This is a genomic window from Actinacidiphila cocklensis (assembly GCF_907177275.1).
Classification (GTDB): domain Bacteria; phylum Actinomycetota; class Actinomycetes; order Streptomycetales; family Streptomycetaceae; genus Actinacidiphila; species Actinacidiphila cocklensis.
Genome location: NZ_CAJSLV010000044.1, coordinates 1 through 16,993, shown reverse-complemented (window position 1 = coordinate 16,993; position 16,993 = coordinate 1). Strand labels below are relative to the sequence as shown.

14 protein-coding genes are annotated in these 16,993 nt (G+C 72.7%); 1 reads left to right on the top strand and 13 read right to left on the bottom strand.

All coding sequences use genetic code 11. From position 1 onward, the window contains the following. Positions 1–10: 10 nt before the first annotated feature. Complete coding sequence (locus NFU81_RS07685; RefSeq protein ID WP_251486450.1) at positions 11–910, top strand: MauE/DoxX family redox-associated membrane protein; 900 nt, start codon at positions 11–13, stop codon at positions 908–910. A 58-nt stretch (positions 911–968) separates the two neighbouring features. On the opposite strand, the gene NFU81_RS07680 is transcribed toward NFU81_RS07685, so the two are convergent. The 13 genes from NFU81_RS07680 to NFU81_RS07620 form a co-directional block, all read right to left on the bottom strand. Beyond that, positions 969–2,351: an FAD-binding oxidoreductase gene (locus NFU81_RS07680; RefSeq protein ID WP_251486446.1), complete on the bottom strand. Its 1,383-nt coding sequence runs from the start codon at positions 2,349–2,351 to the stop codon at positions 969–971. A 2-nt stretch (positions 2,352–2,353) separates the two neighbouring features. Continuing rightward, positions 2,354–2,677, bottom strand: a complete 324-nt coding sequence (locus tag NFU81_RS07675; RefSeq protein WP_251486443.1) for an avidin-fold protein — start codon at positions 2,675–2,677, stop codon at positions 2,354–2,356. Then, complete coding sequence (locus tag NFU81_RS07670; protein ID WP_251486440.1) at positions 2,674–3,078, bottom strand: cupin domain-containing protein; 405 nt, start codon at positions 3,076–3,078, stop codon at positions 2,674–2,676. Before NFU81_RS07670 ends, NFU81_RS07675 begins: the two co-directional genes overlap by 4 nt. A gap of 178 nt (positions 3,079–3,256) precedes the next feature. Next, positions 3,257–4,021 carry a response regulator gene (locus tag NFU81_RS07665; RefSeq protein ID WP_251486439.1) on the bottom strand — a complete coding sequence of 255 codons (765 nt, stop codon included), beginning with the start codon at positions 4,019–4,021 and terminating at the stop codon, positions 3,257–3,259. Positions 4,022–4,241: 220 nt separating this feature from the next. Then, positions 4,242–5,963: a tryptophan 2-C-methyltransferase gene (gene tsrT / locus NFU81_RS07660; RefSeq protein ID WP_251486436.1), complete on the bottom strand. Its 1,722-nt coding sequence runs from the start codon at positions 5,961–5,963 to the stop codon at positions 4,242–4,244. Between the two features lie 219 nt (positions 5,964–6,182). Then, complete coding sequence (locus NFU81_RS07655; protein WP_422665162.1) at positions 6,183–7,412, bottom strand: acyl-CoA dehydrogenase family protein; 1,230 nt, start codon at positions 7,410–7,412, stop codon at positions 6,183–6,185. Positions 7,413–7,447: 35 nt separating this feature from the next. Further along, on the bottom strand, positions 7,448–8,671 hold the full coding sequence (locus NFU81_RS07650) for an acyl-CoA dehydrogenase family protein (RefSeq protein ID WP_251486433.1): 1,224 nt from the start codon (positions 8,669–8,671) through the stop codon (positions 7,448–7,450). A 37-nt stretch (positions 8,672–8,708) separates the two neighbouring features. Then, complete coding sequence (locus tag NFU81_RS07645; protein WP_251486430.1) at positions 8,709–10,007, bottom strand: ATP-grasp domain-containing protein; 1,299 nt, start codon at positions 10,005–10,007, stop codon at positions 8,709–8,711. Then, the gene (locus NFU81_RS07640) at positions 10,004–11,287 is read right to left on the bottom strand and encodes a lysine N(6)-hydroxylase/L-ornithine N(5)-oxygenase family protein (protein ID WP_251486427.1); all 1,284 of its coding nucleotides are present in this window, start codon (positions 11,285–11,287) and stop codon (positions 10,004–10,006) included. Before NFU81_RS07640 ends, NFU81_RS07645 begins: the two co-directional genes overlap by 4 nt. Before the next feature lie 102 nt (positions 11,288–11,389). Further along, positions 11,390–12,679 (bottom strand): ATP-grasp domain-containing protein, encoded by a 1,290-nt coding sequence (locus NFU81_RS07635; protein ID WP_251486425.1) that lies wholly within the window; start codon positions 12,677–12,679, stop codon positions 11,390–11,392. Continuing rightward, positions 12,676–13,989, bottom strand: coding sequence for an MFS transporter (locus NFU81_RS07630; RefSeq protein WP_251486422.1), 1,314 nt, complete (start codon positions 13,987–13,989; stop codon positions 12,676–12,678). The genes NFU81_RS07635 and NFU81_RS07630 overlap by 4 nt, the downstream gene beginning before the upstream one ends. Next, positions 13,986–15,050 carry an FAD-dependent oxidoreductase gene (locus NFU81_RS07625; RefSeq protein ID WP_251486419.1) on the bottom strand — a complete coding sequence of 355 codons (1,065 nt, stop codon included), beginning with the start codon at positions 15,048–15,050 and terminating at the stop codon, positions 13,986–13,988. Before NFU81_RS07625 ends, NFU81_RS07630 begins: the two co-directional genes overlap by 4 nt. Beyond that, a complete protein-coding gene (locus NFU81_RS07620) occupies positions 15,047–16,591 on the bottom strand; it encodes a class I tRNA ligase family protein (RefSeq protein ID WP_251486416.1) in 1,545 nt (514 codons plus the stop codon). The genes NFU81_RS07625 and NFU81_RS07620 overlap by 4 nt, the downstream gene beginning before the upstream one ends. Positions 16,592–16,993: the final 402 nt, after the last annotated feature.

The window sequence follows — 16,993 nt, the reverse complement described above, 5'->3', positions numbered from 1 at the left end:
GGGCGGTGCGATGATCCCGCTGGTCTCCAACCTCGCGCCGCTCGCCTGCGCGGTGCTGCTCGCGCTGACCGGCGCCGCCAAGCTCTTCGGCCGGCAGACCGCGCAACTGGCGGCGAACACCGTGCTGGTGCGGGTGCTGAACGACGGCCGGCGAGCCACGCTGGCGCTGCGCACCCTCGGCGGGGCCGAACTGGCCCTGGCCGCCGCCCTGCTGGCGTCCCCCGAGGCGCTGCTGCCGGGAATCGGCACCGCGGTGCTCGGCGCCGGCTTCACCGGCTACCTGGCCTACGCGAAGGCCACCGCCCCCGAGTCGTCCTGCGGGTGCAGCGCCCGCGCCGAGGGGCCGATCGGGGTGCGCTCCTTCGCCAGGGCCGGGCTCGTCGTGGCCGGCGGCCTGGCGGCGGCGGGCGCCGACTCGGCCTGGTGGTCGCAGGTCTCCCGGCGGCCCGGCGGCTCCGCGCTGGTGCTGGCCGCCGCGGCAGCGCTGCTGCTGTGCGCCAGCGCCGACCTGGACCACGTGTGGCTGCTGCCGCTGCGCAGGGCCAGGATCAGGGTCTTCGGCAACCCGCTGCCGTCGGCCGCCGGCGAGCGGGTGCCGGTCGCCGCCACCGTGCAGCTGCTGGAGAACTCGCTGGCCTGGCAGACCGCGATGCCGGTGGTGCGCTCCGCGCTGCTCGACCACTGGGACGACGAGGGCTGGCGGGTGCTGCGGTACGCGGGCAGCTACCAGGACGCCCGCGGCACCCACCCGGTCAGCGTGCTCTTCGCGCTCGACCTGACCCTCACCGTCGACACCGCGCCCCACCCGGCGGTGCGGGTCTCGCTGATTGACGAGGAGACCGAGGAGGTGGTCCCCTCCTCCGTGCTCACCCCCGTCCCGGTGCGCACCGCGCTGCCGCTGGCCACCTGACGGCCGGCACCCGGCCCCCGGCGGGACGCGCGTCCTGCCGGGGGCCCACCGCGGGGTGTCAGGAGCCGACGGCCTGCGGGAAGCGGAAGAGCCCCGCGGGGTCGACCCGCCGCTTGATCTCCACCAGCCGCGGGTAGTTGGCGCCGTAGTAGGCGGTGCGCCAGTCGGCCAGGTCCGGGTCGGTGAAGTTCACGTACGCGCCCTCCGCCATGTGGGGCGCCAGCGCCTCGCGCAGCCCGGTCAGCCAGCGCACATGCGTGGCCTCGGCGTCCGGGCCGTCCTGCTCGCCCCACGAGGTGTCCATGCTGACCAGGTAGTTCGCGTGCCGGTGCGGGAAGGCGGTGTCGGCGGGCGCGACCTCGTTGACCGCGCCGCCCCAGCCGAAGAGGGCGAAGCCGCCGCCGTCGGGGTTGCTGCCGCCCGGCCGGCGGCCGAGGCGGGCCAGCACCTCCTCGACGGCGTCGGGCGGCAGCGGGTCGGTGGCGAAGTTCGTCCGGGCCGCGAAGGCGCCCTCGGACGTCTCGTGCGCCAGGTAGTCCTTGGCCTCCCAGAAGGTGCGGTCGGCGATGTCCTCGCGCAGCGGCCTGGCCACCGCGAGCACCGGGTCGAGCAGGTCGCGCAGTTCGGCCGCGGACCCCAGGTGCATCCCGACCGCGGAGACCGTGACGCCGGAGCCGGTGGTGCTCAGGCCGAGCCGGATCGAGCACTCCTGCGGCGCCTGCCGCATGACCTCCTGGAGCACCGCGAAGACCTTGGCGGCGTCCGCGCCGTCCCACAGCAGCAGGCAGGTGGCGGCGCCGGAGACCGGGAAGGCCCGGTAGGTGAAGGACACGTTGATGCCGAAGTTGCCGCCGCCCCCGCCGCGGCAGGCCCAGAACAGGTCCGCGTTCCGCTCGGCGTCGCAGGTCAGCAGCTCGCCGTCGGCGGTCACCAGGGTGGTGGCGACCAGCGCGTCCGCGGTGAGCCCGAACCTGCGCGAGGTGGCCGCGGAGCCGCCGCCCAGGGTCAGGCCCGCGATGCCCACCGAGGCGCCGTTGCCGAGCGCGAAGGCGATCCGCTCGGGCTCCAGGGCCGCGTAGACGGCGGCCATCGACGCGCCGCCCGCGGCGGTGACCAGCCCGGTGGAGCCGTCCGCGGTGACCTCGCCCAGCGCCCTGAGGTCCACCACCAGGCCGGAGTTGACCGAGTAGCCGGCGTACGAGTGCCCGCCGCCGCGCGGCACGATCGGCACGCCCGTCTCCCGCGCCCACTCCACCGCCCGCCGCACGTCGAGGACGTCGGCCGCAGCGAGCACGCCGGCCGGCGCGGCCGCGGCGTAGCGCTTGTTGAACGGGCTGCTCGACGAGCGGAAGTGCGCGTCGCCGGGCCGCAGCACGCGCCCGGCCACGCTCTTGTCCAGCAGGTGCCAGTCCGAATCCGAGGGGGCCTTCGCCGCTGCCACGCTCAGGCCACCTCCTCGATGTAGGAGACGCCGGTGGCCGCGTGCGGCCCGTACCGCTCCCACCTCTCGTGCAGCCGCACCCGCCCGTCCGAGGTCAGCTCGGGGGTGTTCACCGAGCGCCCGCAGACCACCTCGCCGGTGGCGAAGACGATGGTGTAGCCCATCGAGAGCGTCCCGTCGGGGCCGCGGGTGCCGGCCGTCCAGCCGCGCCGGACCGCGCCGCCCGCCACCTCGCCCCACACGAGGTCGCCCTGCTGGTGGTAGACGGCCTCGGTCGCGGTGTCGCCGTCCGGTGCGCGGAAGCGCCGCCCGTCGTAGTCGATCACGACGCCCGCCCCGCGGCCGCCTGCTCCTGCCGGTCCAGGAACTCCGCCGACATCTCCCGGTCCCACCAGATCGCGTAGTAGGCGAAGTCCTCGTCGTGCTCGTTGACGACGCTGTGCTCCACGTCGGGCCTGATGTACGCCAGATCGCCGGCCGCGACCTCCTGCCGGCTGCCGCCCGTAAGGACGGTGCCGCGGCCGGACATGACGATGAAGATCTCCCGGTCGTGGTGCGAGTGCAGCTCCGAGACGTCGCCGGGGCGCAGCACGCACCAGGCGCCGCGGAAGGGCGAGTCGAGCCCGGGCCAGGGGTACAGCAGCCTGAGGTCGAGTCCGTGGGCTCTTTCGAGGTGGTCCGGCTCCATGGCGCGGATGGTCACGTCGGCGTGCTCGTGGTCGGTCAACGTCCCGCTCCGATCGGCTTTCTTCGACTGGGTGGCCGTGCGACAGCCTTCAGGCTAGAATCCGTCGGCTCCCCGTCGACAGGGGAAGTCTTCCCTTTCACAAGGGAATCTGCGGCGGGGAAGCGGAAATGCGGGACCCGGGCGGGTTTCCGGGTGCGCGGGGTGCAGGAAAAGGCGTTCAGCCATGTCCCAGGCCCGCATCCCTGGCTAATACAATCGCTTGTGCGCGATCGGCGACACCGAGCTTGCCGAAGATCGCGGAGACCCGATTGCTGATGGTCTTGGAAGCGAGCGCGAGTTCCCGGGCAATGGCCGAGTTGGACTTGCCTGCCGCGATGCGGTCCAGGACGTCCCGCTCCCTGTTCGTGAGCTGCGGGAACGGGTAGTAATACTGCCCGGTGGCGGGGCGGATGAGGGCGCTGAGCCGGTCGGCTATCGAGCGGTCCACGATGGCCTCGCCGGCGGCGACGGCGTGGATGCCGCGCAGGATCTGGTCCGCGCTGGCCCGCTTGATCAGATAGCCGCGGGCGCCGGCGTGCAGCGCCGAGGTGATCGCCTTGTCGTCGTCGACCGAGCTGAAGACCAGGACGCCGGTGTCCGGCGTCATCCGTAACACCCGGCTGATGACCTGCATGCCTGTCGGCTCGTCCATGAGCGGGTCGACCACCAGGACGTCGGGCCGGCAGCGCGAGGTCTCGGCGAGCACCTCGTCGGCCGTGGCGGCCTCGCCGACCACCGAGATGCCGCCCGAGCGCTCCAGCACGGATCTGACGCCGTGCCGGATCGCCGGCTGGGCGTCGGCGAGCAGGACGGTGAGCGGTGCAGGAGCACGTGGTGCGGGCGGGCCTTCCCCCTCGGGCCGGTGGCCCGAATCGTCCCGCCGGACATCCCCCTGGGACGGGAGTTGCCAATGTAATCTCTTGGTGTTTTCCTGCTGGCTCATTTGCCCCTCTAAAATGGATTTCCCCCAACGTGCTGTTCCTGGTCGAACCGGTCGAGCGCTACCAGGATGGGGCAGGAAACAGCGGACCGCAAGGGCGTCACGGATGCTCCGCGATACGCCGTACGGCATGAATGGGACGGGCCGTCGGGCGTATCGCGGGCGGTCGGGAATTCAATCGTATGTGTTCCGGAGAATATGCGCGGCCCCATTACCTGCCGGGCTACACCTCGGCGTGCTCGGTGATGCCGCCGTCCTTCACCCGGCGCATGATCTCCTCGCGCTCGCGCCAGTGCGACCAGAAGGCGCCGGTGTAGCCGAGGCCGGCCAGGCCGGTGAGGAAGGGGTTGTCGGCGTAGTTGTTGTCGTAGCTGCTGGAGCCGGTCAGGGTCGGCAGCATCACCCGGTGGTGGTCGGCGGGGTCGACCATGTCCCACAGCAGGTCGACGGACGGTCCCCAGCGGGCCGAGGGGTCGCCGGCGGCGGTGGGGTCGGCGGGCAGGCCGGGGGAGAAGTAGCACACGAGCCGGAAGTCGCCGTGCTCGTCGAACATGAACTGCCGCTCGTACTCGATCGGCCCCGAGCACTTCGCCAGCGGTTTGAGCACGATCGGCCCGCTGGCGGTGTTGGACTGCAGTCCCGGCACGGTGCGGACCCCGTCGCACTCGGCGGCCATCGCGATGCCCATCGGCGTGTAGGGGAACAGCCGCAGGCCCAGCGAGAAGCCGGTCACGGTGGCGTCCAGCCTCATGAAGGCCTCGACGCAGGCGCGCATGGTCTGCGGGGTCTCGCCCGGCATGCCGAACAGCGCCTCGACCATGGTGAGGATGCCGTGCTGCGAGCACAGCCGCACCAGCCGCTCGGTGTCGGCGAAGTCGTAGTAGGTGGTGCCCTTCTCCGTGACCTTCCAGCCGGTCAGCATCTCCGGCCTGACGTGGTCGGAGCCGACGTTCACCCCGCAGCAGCCGGCCGCGGCCAGCAGCTCGGCGAACTCCTCGTCGAAGGGGCTGGGCTGGCAGTAGACCCACAGCCGCAGGTCCGCCAGCGGCCCGGCGGGGTCGGCGTGCCGGCGGCGGACGATCTCCCGCAGCACGTTCTTGGCGTGCGCCACCGACAGGTTGAACTCGCTGTCGGTGGTGTGCTGGTCGAGGATCCCCTGCGCGGCCAGCGACTCCATCTCGTCGACCACCGCGGTCACCGCCCGCTGCCCGAAGGAGGTGCCCTTGGCGTCCGGCTCCACGCAGTGCGAGCAGCGGTAGGTGCAGCCGTTCTTGGTGAGGATGCTGCCGAGCCCGCCGCGCCGGTAGTACTTCAGGTTGTCGACCTTCAGCGCCTCGCCCGACCTGCGGACGTAGCTCGCCGTGCCGTCCACCTGCCACACCCGGGGCTCGAACTCCCCGGTGGGCGAGGGGAGCAGCGCCTGCCCGTGCCGCGCGGTCAGCACCGCCGGCGGGACCCTGGTGACACCCGCGCCGGTGTTGCGCAGCAGCCCCGGTACGGTGCCGGGGTCGCGGCCGGTGAGCAGCGCGTCGGCCAGGTCGCAGATGATCCGCTCGCCCGGCCCCTTCACGCCGTAGTCGATGCCGAAGTAGTCGACCAGGGCGAAGGGCATCGTCGAGAAGCCGATGCCGCCGGCCACGACGGGTGCGCCGGTGAGGCGTTTGATCTCGGTGATGATCTCCTTGTGCTCGCCGACGAACGGGCGCTGCTCGAAGGCGTAGACGGTGTCGGTGTTGCGGACGGTGACACCGACGAGCATCGGGTCGCGCTCGGCGAAGTACTCGGCCAGGCAGGACTTCCAGTCCTCCCGGTGGAAGGTGAGGTCCAGTACCTCGACCTCGAAGTCGGCGGCCTCCAACGAGGTGGTGAGCACGTCGAGCGCGTAGGGCGCGATCGGCGGGTGCACCTTGTTGGGGTTGACAAGAAGCACAAGTCCTCTGCTCATCGGGTCTCCTCCCCGTGGCCTGCGCGCAGGCGGACGAGCGCCGCGGCGCCTGCGTACGTGCGGGCAGGCGGGCGCGCGGCGACGGCGAATCAGGTGTGGTGGTGGGGGCGTACGTGCGCGTACGCGGTCCCCGGCGTGCGTGCGTGCGTGCGCGGGCGGGCCGGCCGGGTCGTGGGGCGAAGGGCGGGACCGGGCCGGACCCGGCTGGGCGGTGCCCGGCTAGACGATGCCGAGGCTGATGCCGAACTCCGGCTTTCCGCCGACCAGGTAGGCGCCGGCCGACTGGAGGATGCGGTCCTGGGCGATGAGGTGCTGACACATGGTCGTGGTGTCGCGCAGCCAGCGGTCCATGGGCGAGGACCGGTTGATCGACCAGGTCTGCAGCAGGTCGTAGAGCCGGTTGACGATCGAGCGCGAGGTGCGGAAGGCGTGCAGCCAGGACAGCGGGGAGGCGGCGCGCTCGTCGGGGGTGAGGCCGTCCAGGGTGCCGCCGGCCTCCAGCACCTCCCACTGGCGGGACATGCTGCCGTAGACGCCGTTGCGGGTGGCGTTGAAGTCGGCCTCGCACTCGGCGAGCGCGACCTGCACGCGGAAGCTGTCGGACCAGGCGGTGCCGGTCATCCGGTCGAACCGGCCGGTGGCGAGGGAGCGCGCGTGGTCCAGCGCCGCCCGCGCCACCCCGAGCGGCACCCCGCACATGGCCCGGGTGAAGGCGTCGGGCTGGGCGAGCGGCGAGGGCCGGCCGTGGACGACGCCGAAGGAGTACGTGTGCTCCTCGGGGACGAAGACGTCGGTGATCGTGTAGTCGCAGCTGCCGCTGCCGCACAGCCCCGTGGTGTGCCAGTTGTCGACCAGCTCGACCTGCCCGCGCGGCACCATGAACTGCCGCGACTCGTGCGGGTTGCTGCCGTCGGGGCTGGCGTAGGGCCTGCCGTCCTCGAAGACGAAGCCGCCCGAGGTCACCCAGTCGGCGTGGTCGATGCCGCTGCCGAACGGCCAGCGCCCGGTGAGCCGGTAGCCGCCGGGCACCCGCTCGGCCCGGCCCGACGGCTGCAGCAGCCCGGCGGTGATCATGTCGGGGTGCGGGAACATCTCCTTGGCGGCGGCCTGGTCGATGAAGTTGCTGTAGATCCCGGTGTTCGCGCCGATCACCGCGCACCAGGCCGCCGACGCGTCCCCGTACGCCAGCGCCTCGACGACCCGGGTCTGCTCGACCGAGGTCAGCTCAAGGCCGCCCCACTCGCGGCCCCAGCACATCCGGAACACGCCGGTGCCGCGCAGCAGTTCCACCACGTCGGCCGGCAGCTTGCGGTTCTGCTCGATCTCCGCGGCCCGCTCCCGCAGCACCGGGGCCAGCGCCCTGGCCCGCGCCAGGGTCTCGGCCGCGGCGGCGGGCGCCTCCGCCTGCGTGGTCAACGTCATGTCCTCGCCCCTCAGCTCGTTGGTCATGCGGATTCCTCACTCGGCCCCAGGGCCTGTACGCCTCATGTGGTGATGCCGAGGCTGATCCGGAACTTGGGGGTCCCGCCGAGCAGATACGCGCCGACCGACTCCAGGACGATGTCCTGCGCCGGGAGGTTCTGGCACATGGTCGTGGTGTCGCGCAGCCAGCGGTCCATGGGCGAGGACCGGTTGATCGACCAGGTCTGCAGCAGGTCGTAGAGCCGCAGCACGATGGAGCGGGCGCTGCGGTAGGCGTGCAGCCAGGACAGCGGCGAGGCGGCGCGCTCCTCGGGGGTCGGCTCGCCGCCGGCCTCCAGCACCTCCCACAGCCGGGTCATCCCGCCGTAGACGCCGTTGCGGGTGGCGTTGAAGTCGGCCTCGCACTCGGCGAGCGCGACCTGCACCCGGAAGCTGTCGGACCAGGCGGTGCCGGTCATCCGGTCGACCCGGGTGGCGGCGATCTCCCGTACGTGGTCCAGCGCGGCCCTCGACACCCCGAGCGCCACCCCGCAGAGCATCCGCATGAAGGCGTCGGGCGTCGAGAGCGGGCTGAGCCGGCCGCGCGGCTCGTAGAAGGTGTACGTGTGGTTCTCCGGCACGAAGACGTCGGTGACCGTGTAGTCGCAACTGCCGGTGCCGCACAGTCCGGTGGTGTGCCAGTTGTCGATCAGCTCGACCTGCTCGCGGGGGACCAGGAACTGCCGCGACTCGTGCGGGTTGCTGCCGTCGGGGCTGGCGTAGGGCCTGCTGTCCTCGAAGACGAACGCCCCCGAGGTCACCCAGTCGCTGTGGTCGATGCCGCTGCCGAAGGACCACCTGCCCGTCAGCCGGAAGCCGCCGGGCACCCGCTCGGCGTGCCCCGCGGGCGCGAGCACCCCCGCGGTGACCATGTCCTGCCGCGGGTAGACCTCCTTGACGACGTCGGCGTCCAGGAAGCTGGTGATCGGCCCGGTCAGCGAGCCGATCGCACCGCACCAGGCGGCCGACGCGTCGCCGTACGCCAGCGCCTCCACCACCCGCGTCTGGTCCATGGAGGTCAGCTCGGGGCCGCCCCACTCGCGGCCCGAGCCCATCCGGAACACGCCGGTGCCGCGCAGCAGTTCCACCACGTCGGCCGGCAGCTTGCGGTTCTTCTCGATCTCGTCGGCCCGCTCCCGCAGCACCGGGGCCAGGGCCTTGGCCCGGGCCAGGATCTCGGCGGCGGTGTCCGGCTCCCCGCGGTGCGCGGGTGCCCGGTCCGCCGCCGTGCGTGCTGTCGTCGTCATCAGTCCGTCCCGTCCCTCGCCTGATCGCCCACGCCGCTCACTCGTCCACGTCCAGCAGGCCCGCCGGCATCGCGAACGGCGCCTGCGGGTCCGCGGGACCCACCGGTCCGGTGTCCAGCTCGACCAGCGCCGCGGCCGCCGCCAGCCGGTCCTGGCAGCCGGCCAGGTCGTCGCCCTCGCACACCACGAAGGAGTGCCGCGCCAGGTAGCCGCCCGGCGGCAGCCGCAGCGTGGTGCCCGGCTCCGCCATCGGCGCCGCGGCCACCAAGCCAGGCGCCTCGCCCGGCGAGGGCACCCGCACCGACCGCAGCACGCAGTCGTCCCGCGGGATGCCGAACCTGATGCCGGCCACCGCCCGCCGGGTGTGCGCGACGTCGGGGCGCTGCCCGGTGGCCACGTCGAAGAGCACCTCGCCCGGCTCGATCCCGGTGGCGATCCGGCCGAGGAAGGGGATCAGGTCGCCGCCGAGCCGGCCGTTGACCTCGATGATCAGCGGCCCGCGGTCGGTCAGCCGCACCTCGCTGTGGGTGATGCCGTCCTCGATGCCGAGCGCCTGGTGCGCCCGGGCCAGGGTGCGCATCAGCTCCTTGTCGTCCAGCAGCGGGTCGGCCGCGTCCACGGTGTGGCCGACCTCCTCGAAGTACGGGTGGTCGCTGCTGTACTTGCGGGCCACGAACAGCGGCAGGTACTCGCCCTTGTGGACCGCCCCGTCGATGCTGATCTCGGGACCGGGCGCGTACTCCTCCACGATCGCGCTGGCCCGGTAGGGACCCGGGTCGACCTCGCTTGCCGCCAGCGCGACGCCGAAGGCCGCGTCCAGCTCGGTGGCGTCGGCCGCGAAGACCACGCCGATGCTCGCGCCCATCGCCCGCGGCTTGAGCACCACCGGGTAGCCGATCCGCCCGGCCACCTCCCTGGCCTCCTCGACCGTGGTGGTCAGCCCGAAGCCCGGCTGGTGCAGCCCCGCCGCGGTCAGCTCGGCCCGGGTCAGCTCCTTGTCGCGGCAGCCGCGCACCCCGCGCGCGGACAGGCCCGGCACCCCGAACTCGGCGGCCAGCAGCCCCGCGTCCAGCACCAGCGGCTCGTCCCAGCACATCACGCCGACCACGTCGCGGCGGGCGGCGACCTCGCGGGCCGCCCGGCCCATCACCTCGGAGTCGAAGACGTTGGCGACGACCACCTCGTCGAAGTACTCCTGCTGCCACGTCGGCCTGAGGTTGTTCAGCAGCACCATCTCCAGGCCCGCCTCCCGCGCCCGGGCGCAGATCGGCGCGACCAGGTACTCGCGGTAGACCTTCAGGCCGCTGCCGATCACCAGCAGGGTGCCGCGGCTCATCGGGCGGCCCCGGCCTCTGCGGTGCTGCGGCGGGTCAGCAGGTCGCTGACGATGTCGTGGCTGCGGTGCGCGAGGACGCTGATCAGGGAGTCGGCGATGCCGTGGGTGGACTCGTTGACGCCCTGGAGGTAGACCGCGCCGGGCGTGGACGCGCCGAGGTCCACCCGGTAGTTGCGGCTGACGCTGACGTTGTCGAGCCCGGCGTGCTCGGCGAGTTCCCGCACCAGCGCCGGCATGCGGGTGTCGTAGCCGGTGCCCAGCAGGACCAGGTCGCAGCGCAGCGGCGACTCCTTTCCGGTCTTACGGTCCCTGAGGTCGAGAACGACGTCGTTGTCCTCGATCCGCGCACCGGTGACCTCGGTCATGGCGCGGACCTCGGAACGCTGGGCGCCCAGCATGCGATTCCGGTAGAGCATCGTGTACAGCTCGTCGAGGAAGGGCGGCGCGAGCCCCGCGTAATTCGTGAACCGCATTTCGTCGAGCACCTGCGCGCGTACTTCCTGCGGTGTGTCGTAGAAGTCGTCGACGAAAGAGGGGAAGAACAGCTCGTTGACGAATTTGCTGGTCTGGTAGTTCTGCAGGCCTATCGAGCGGACCACCATCGTGATCTGGCTCTCCGGCAGGTTCTCGTGCAGCGCGTAGAACATCTCCGCGGCGCTCTGCGCCCCGCCGACGACGACCGCGCGCAACGGCTGGTCCTTGGGGATCTGCGCGATACGGCCGCGGTAGGTGGAGCTGTGGATGACCCGGTCCTGCGGCAGCCCGTCGAAGGGCTCGGGGATACGGGCGTCGCGCCCGCCGCCGATGACCAGGTCGCGGCAGTGGATCGTGTCGCCGTCGGTGAGGGTCACCGTCCAGCCGGTCACGGCGTCGTGGCTGTCGCGGTCCGGGGTGATGCCCGCGGCCTGCGCGCTGTAGCGGATCTGCACCCGCTCCAGCGAGGTGGCCACCCACTGGAGATAGTCGGAGAACTCCCACCGGTAGGGGTGGAAGGTGCCGAGGTTCACGAAGTGGTCGAGCCTGCCGTGGTCGTGCAGGAAGCTGAGGAACGAGAATTTGCTGCGCGGATTCCGCAGGGTGACCAGGTCCTTCAGGAAGGACACCTGGCTGCGCGCCCACGGCATCAGCAGATCGCGCTGCCATTTGATGTCAGGAGCCTGTTCGAGCAGCAGGGTGTTCTCGGCCAGTTCGGTGTCGCCGCACTCCTCGATCGCCGCGGCGAGCGCCAAATTCGCCGGCCCCGCACCGATCGCCAGAACATCAACCTCGCGGTGAGTCATATTACCCCCTCGATGACAGTGATGCCTTTCAAGGTTAAGGAGTCGGCATTCCCGCGACATAGGGGAACAATTCCCGGGAAGCGGGGAATCCCTTCTCCCTTGTTACGGCTTTTCCGCCGACGGCGGCCGCATCTCGATACGGACCATGGCGGCGGCGGCGCCGGCCAGCCGGTGCGCGTCCGCCGGGGTGTCCGCGCGGGCCATCACGATGCCGCCGCGGTCCCAGGAGTTGCGCAGGCCGCCGAAGACCGCGCCGGGGACCGTGCAGTGGACCATCAGCACCCCCTCGGCCTTCTCCGCGTCCTCGACGCCGGTCACGCTCACGACCTCGCCCGCGCCCGGCGCCAGGAAGCGCACGGCGGCACCGCCCCTGGCGCGTACCGGCAGCTCCGCCGGCGGCTGCTCGCCCTTGAGCACGGCGAAGTAGCTGCGCATGAACTCCAGCGGGTAGGCGGCCTCGATCAGGTCGAGGATGCCGTCGCCGGGCATCCTGCCCGCGCACTCCACCAGGTGCGGCACGCCGCCGGAGACGATCCACTCGCAGTGCACCACCCCGTCGGCGAAGCCGATCGCCGCCAGCACCCGCGCGGTCTGCGCGCCCAGCAGGCCCGACAGCTCGCCGGGGACGTCGGCCGGCACGACATGCGCCTGCTCCACCGGATAGGGGCCGGGGTAGAGGACCTTGGCGGTGACGTTGGTGAACAGCGGCTCGCCGCCGCGGACCAGCATCTCGACGCTGTACTCGTCGCCCTCGACGAACTGCTCGGCGAGCATGGCCACGTCCATCGGCCGGTCGGGCACCAGGATGCCCTCGTCCTGGACCAGGCACTCCTCCCAGGCGGCCGCCACCTCCGCCGGGTCGTGCAGCACCCGCACGCCGATCGACGCCTGCCGGTTGGCCGGCTTGAGCACCACGGGCCCCGGATGGTCGCGCAGGAAGTCCCGTACGTCCTGCGGGCTCCGCACCCGTGCGCTCGCCGGGTTGGCGATCCCGGCCGCCGCGCTGACCTGCCGCAGCAGCGCCTTGTCCCGCAGGATCAGGGCGGCGCCCAGGGTCGCGCCGGGCAGGCCGTAGCGCTCGGCGAGGCGGGCGGCGAAGGGCACCGCGTACTCGATCGCCGGCACGATCGCGACCGGGTCCAGGCCGGGGTGGGCGGCGTGGAACTCGTCGGCCTTGCCGGGCAGGTGGTACTCCCACTCGACCAGGTCGCGGACGTATCCGACGGAGGCGAGCTTCTCGCGCGCCCCGCGCTTGCGCACGACGTCCGGCTCCTCGACGTAGACCACGGAACCCGCGGGCTGGAAGGCCTCGATGAAGGGGATGGTGACCGCCACGTAGCCGACGATCACCACCGGCCCGCGCGGTCCTGGAGTGCTGTGCTGCTCGCTCATGCGGTCCCTCCGACGACTTCCTCCGCCTTGCCCAGAGTGGTCTCGTCCCGCTCCGCGGCCGGGCCGTGCCCCTCGCCGCGGTTCGTGCCCGCCATGGCCAGCACGCCGGTGACCGCGGCCGCCAGGGCGCACAGCACCCAGAAGCCGTGGTCGAGCCGGGTCCAGACGTAGACGGTGATCAGCGGCCCGAGGGCGGCCGCGAGCCCGGTCGCCGCCTGCATCACGCCGATGTAGCGGGCCTTGAGCGCCGGCGGGAAGGTCGCCGGGTGGGCGTACATGCTCGGCCCCGCGATCATCACCCCGGCCACCTCCAGGACCGCGCCGGCCACGAGGTAGACGGGCGAGTGCGCCGACAGCGCGTATCCCACGAAGCCCAGCGCGTTGACCAGGTGGCCGACCAGCACCGCCGTGTGCGTGGGGATGCGCAGGATGTACGTGGTGACCTTCAGCTCGCAGGTGATCAGCACCACCGAGGAGACGGTGAGCACCGCGCTGTACAGGCCGGTCGGGTAGTCGTCCGCCTTGATCTGCAGCGGCAGCGCGACCACCGACTGCATGTAGGCCAGCGTGCCGAGCATGACCGCGGCCAGGAAGAGCAGGTACCTGCGGTCCCGCAGGATCGCGGCGTACGCGGCCCGCCCGGTCAGCGGCGCCGGCGCGTCGGCGTCCTGCTCGGCGTCCTGCGCCGCCGCGGCCTTCTCGCGGGCGGCGAGCACCGCCTGCCGGGGCAGCAGCGCGTAGGCCAGGCCCGCGTAGGCCAGCGCGGTCGCGCCGTCCAGCCAGAACAGCGCGTCCCAGTCGACCAGGATCAGCCCCGCGGCGATCAGCGGCGCCACCGCGGCACCGGTGTTCATCGCGATGCGGAACATCGAGAAGCCCATCACCTGGTGCCGCTCCGGCATCAGGTCGCTGAGCAGCACCGAGGCGGCCGGGCGGTACGCCTGGCCCAGCAGGCCCGCCAGGCCCACCACGGCCAGCAGCGGCGCCAGCAGCCCGTTGCGGCTGAGCGCCGGGATCACCGCGACCAGCGGCCCGGAGCCGGCCATCGCGACGACGATGGTGAACCGCGGCCCGAAGCGCTGCGTGGCCTCGCTGCCCAGCATGGTCCCCAGGATCGTGCCCGCGCTGTACGCCACCAGGCTCAGGCCCGCGGCCTGCACCGACATGTTCCGGTGCGTCAGGTACAGCACCAGGAACGTCTGGACGAACGCGCCCAGCTGGTTGATCAGTACGCCGCCCAGCAGGTACCGCACCGTCGTCGGGGTCGCCCTGAGCGTGTCGAACACCCCGACTTTTCCCTCGTCGGTCATATCGCCGCCTCCTTCGCCGCTTCCGCCATCGCCGCGGCGACCAGCGGGGCCGACGCGAAGCCCGAGCCCCCGCAGGCCGTACGCGCCCACACCGCGGGGCTCATCCGGGCCAGCCGGGCACCGCCGGCGGCCGTGTCGGTCGTGTAGTGGCACGCCCTGACCGCGGCCACCTCGTAGCCGGCCGGGTCGCGCAGGATGCCCGCGGCCGCCAGCCGCTCCGCCCACGGCGCCTGGTCCTCGGCGCTCGTGTCGGTGTCCGCCGCCTCCCGGCACACCGCGTCCGAGCTGACCTTCAGCAGCGTGCCGGCCACCGGCGGCACCACCCACGCCCGCCCGTCGGGGCCGAGCCCGCCCACCGCGGGCGCGTGCCGCCAGCGGCGGGCCTGCGTGCGGCCCGGCCGCAGGTAGACCATGGTCTGCCGGTGCAGCACCGCGGGCCGGTCGACCAGGTCCCTGGTCCACGGACCCGCGGCGACCAGCAGCAGGTCACCGCCGACCACCTCCCCGCCGGCCAGCGTGACCTTGCCGGTGCCGGTGTCGACCGCCGTCACCGGGCTGTACGGCCGCAGCGCGGCGGCGGGCCTGGCCGCCAGCCACCGGGCGGCGGCCCGCAGCACCCGCCCGGCCAGCAGCACGCCGGCCCGCGACTCCCTGACGCCCGCGGTGCCGGCGGGGAAGCCCAGGTGCGGCAGCGCGGACGGCCCGAGCGTCTCGACGGGTACGCCCGCCGCGGCGGCGAAGCCCGTGACCTCGGCCAGCCGCTCGCGCGGCCACGCGGTGACCACCCCCACCTGCCGGTAGAACCCGGCGCCCAGCAGCGACTCCAGCTCCTGCCACCGGCGGTGGGCCGCGCCCATCCGCCGGGTGGCGTCGGCGTCGCCCACCGCGAGGGTGCGCAGCGCCCGGTGCTGGTCGTGCGAGGTGGCGCCCGGGTCGGGGATCGCGCCCCGGTCGAGCACCGTGACGCGGTGCCCGGCCAGCACGCACTCCACGGCCGTCAGCAGACCGGTGACGCCCGCTCCGACGACGACGACCCGCGCGCCGCCGGCCGCCGGTGTCACTGCGCGGTCTCGGTCAGTCGTGGCAGCACGCGGGGCGTGACCTCGGTGGCCGGCGATGCGGCGGGGATCGTCAGGTCGGGCAGCGCCTCGTCGGCCAGGTCGATCAGCAGCGGGGCGGCGCAGCGCAGGAAGACGTCCACCTCGTGGCAGAAGTCCCCGGCGTCCGCCGCGGTCACCTCCCACCGGTCGAGGCGGCCCAGCTGCTCGGTCAGCGTGAACGCCGCCGCGGTCAGGCTGAAGCGGCGCGCGTCGTAGGCGGAGCCGAAGCGCTCGGCCATCCGCGCGGCCGCCTCGCGGGAGCGCGCCGAGACCGGCAGCGGCCCGCCGCCGCTCTCCTGCGCGGCCCGTGCCGCCTTGTCCGCGACCCGGTTCCACGGCTCCACCAGGCGGGACGCGGTGACCTGGGACATCGCGCCGCGGGTGAAGTTGGTGCGCTGGAAGTCGGGTCCGGTGGCGGCGAGGTAGAAGCGGATCAGGTCCCTGGGCACCTCGGCGGCCAGCTCGCGGCCGGTCACCACGTGGCCGCGGCTGCTGGAGAACTTGTCGTTGTCCAGCTCGTAGAACTCGTTGGTCACGAAGTGCTCGGGCAGCGTGTAGCCGCCCAGCGCCATCAGCATCGCCACGCCGACCACCCCGAAGGCGAACCCGGCGTCCGAGCCGAAGAAGTACACGACCTTCGCGCCGGACTCGGCGAACCACAGCGCGTCCTCGCCGGCCGGTGCCTCGCCGCGGCGCTCGGCGGCCAGCGCAGAACTGTGCATGCTCCACGCGACGACCTCGGCGTCGGCGTAGATCACCTGGCCCTCGACCTCGGGGAAAGGCGCCGGGATGCCCCAGGAGATCGGCAGCGTGACCGGGTAGTCGGGCAGCGGGTGCGCCAGCAGCTCCTCGATCAGCCGGGCCAGCCGCGGCCGCATCGTCGGGGCGAGCCCGGCGAAGTACGCGGTCAGCGCCTCCCGGTGGTCCTCCAGCGGGAGCACCAGCACCCGCGCCTCGCGGATCTCCACCTCGTCGTCGGGGTCGAGGGTCGAGCACGGGGCGATCAGCTCGCCCGAGCCGATCCAGTGCCCGCAGCCCTCGCACAGCCCCGCGCAGCCCTCGGACAGGCAGACCGGGCAGGTGCCGCGCACGTAGGCGTCGGTGAGGAACTCGCCGGTGCGCGCCACGTACGGGAAGGGCACGGACCGCAGGACGAGGCCGCCCGCGGCGTGCAGCCGCTCGAAGAAGCGCCGCACCCCGGTGACGTACCGCTCGTCGAAGGGCACGAAGCCGTCCGGCTCGATGCCCACCGCCTTCAGCGTCCGCTCGACCTGCTCACCCGACCTGACCCGCAGCTCCTCGGGCGGCACCCCCAGCCGCCTGGCGGTGGTCACGATGTAGTTCTGGGTGAAGTGCACGCCGGTGCCGAAGAGCACGTCCCGGCCGGCGGCCCTGGCGTACCTGGCGCAGACGTCGGCGCTCAGGAACGGCCCCGCCAGGTGGCCGAGGTGCAGATCGCCGTTCGCGGTCGGTCCGGGGGCGATCACCATCGTGCGTTCCATCAATCGGTCCTTTGTTCGACAGGTGTGGACTTCTTGTGGGGTGCCGTGGAAATCGTCGAAGAAGGAGGGGCGGAGGAGTTCGCCGGAATGTCGGGCACAGGACTCCCTCGATTGATCCCACTCACACAGAGAAAAACCCGTTTCGGTGCGCGATTCATCGATGGTGCGTCCACCGGTCGTGACTTCTGCGATGGACCTCATGAGGCTAGATTTCCGCTGTTCCCGATCGATAGGGGAACTCTTCCCGAGGACTGGGGAATCTGGGCCGCGGCCGCCCGGCACGGCGGGGAATGCCGGGGCGCGGCTGCGCGGCCGGGCGCCGGGAGCCCGGCGCGGAGACCCCCGTACGGCGCGACCACGCGCTGTCCCCGCGCACGCCGCCGCGCAGGGGCGGCCCGGGGC

What these genes read in the sequence shown, in the direction of transcription:
- NFU81_RS07685 (WP_251486450.1), top strand. Translation starts at nt 11, where the DNA reads ATGATCCCGCTGGTCTCCAACCTCGCGCCGCTCGCCTGCGCGGTGCTG.
- NFU81_RS07665 (WP_251486439.1), bottom strand. Translation starts at nt 4,021, where the DNA reads ATGAGCCAGCAGGAAAACACCAAGAGATTACATTGGCAACTCCCGTCC.
- tsrT (WP_251486436.1), bottom strand. Translation starts at nt 5,963, where the DNA reads ATGAGCAGAGGACTTGTGCTTCTTGTCAACCCCAACAAGGTGCACCCG.
- NFU81_RS07655 (WP_422665162.1), bottom strand. Translation starts at nt 7,412, where the DNA reads ATGACCAACGAGCTGAGGGGCGAGGACATGACGTTGACCACGCAGGCG.
- NFU81_RS07650 (WP_251486433.1), bottom strand. Translation starts at nt 8,671, where the DNA reads ATGACGACGACAGCACGCACGGCGGCGGACCGGGCACCCGCGCACCGC.
- NFU81_RS07645 (WP_251486430.1), bottom strand. Translation starts at nt 10,007, where the DNA reads ATGAGCCGCGGCACCCTGCTGGTGATCGGCAGCGGCCTGAAGGTCTAC.
- NFU81_RS07640 (WP_251486427.1), bottom strand. Translation starts at nt 11,287, where the DNA reads ATGACTCACCGCGAGGTTGATGTTCTGGCGATCGGTGCGGGGCCGGCG.
- NFU81_RS07635 (WP_251486425.1), bottom strand. Translation starts at nt 12,679, where the DNA reads ATGAGCGAGCAGCACAGCACTCCAGGACCGCGCGGGCCGGTGGTGATC.
- NFU81_RS07630 (WP_251486422.1), bottom strand. Translation starts at nt 13,989, where the DNA reads ATGACCGACGAGGGAAAAGTCGGGGTGTTCGACACGCTCAGGGCGACC.
- NFU81_RS07620 (WP_251486416.1), bottom strand. Translation starts at nt 16,591, where the DNA reads ATGGAACGCACGATGGTGATCGCCCCCGGACCGACCGCGAACGGCGAT.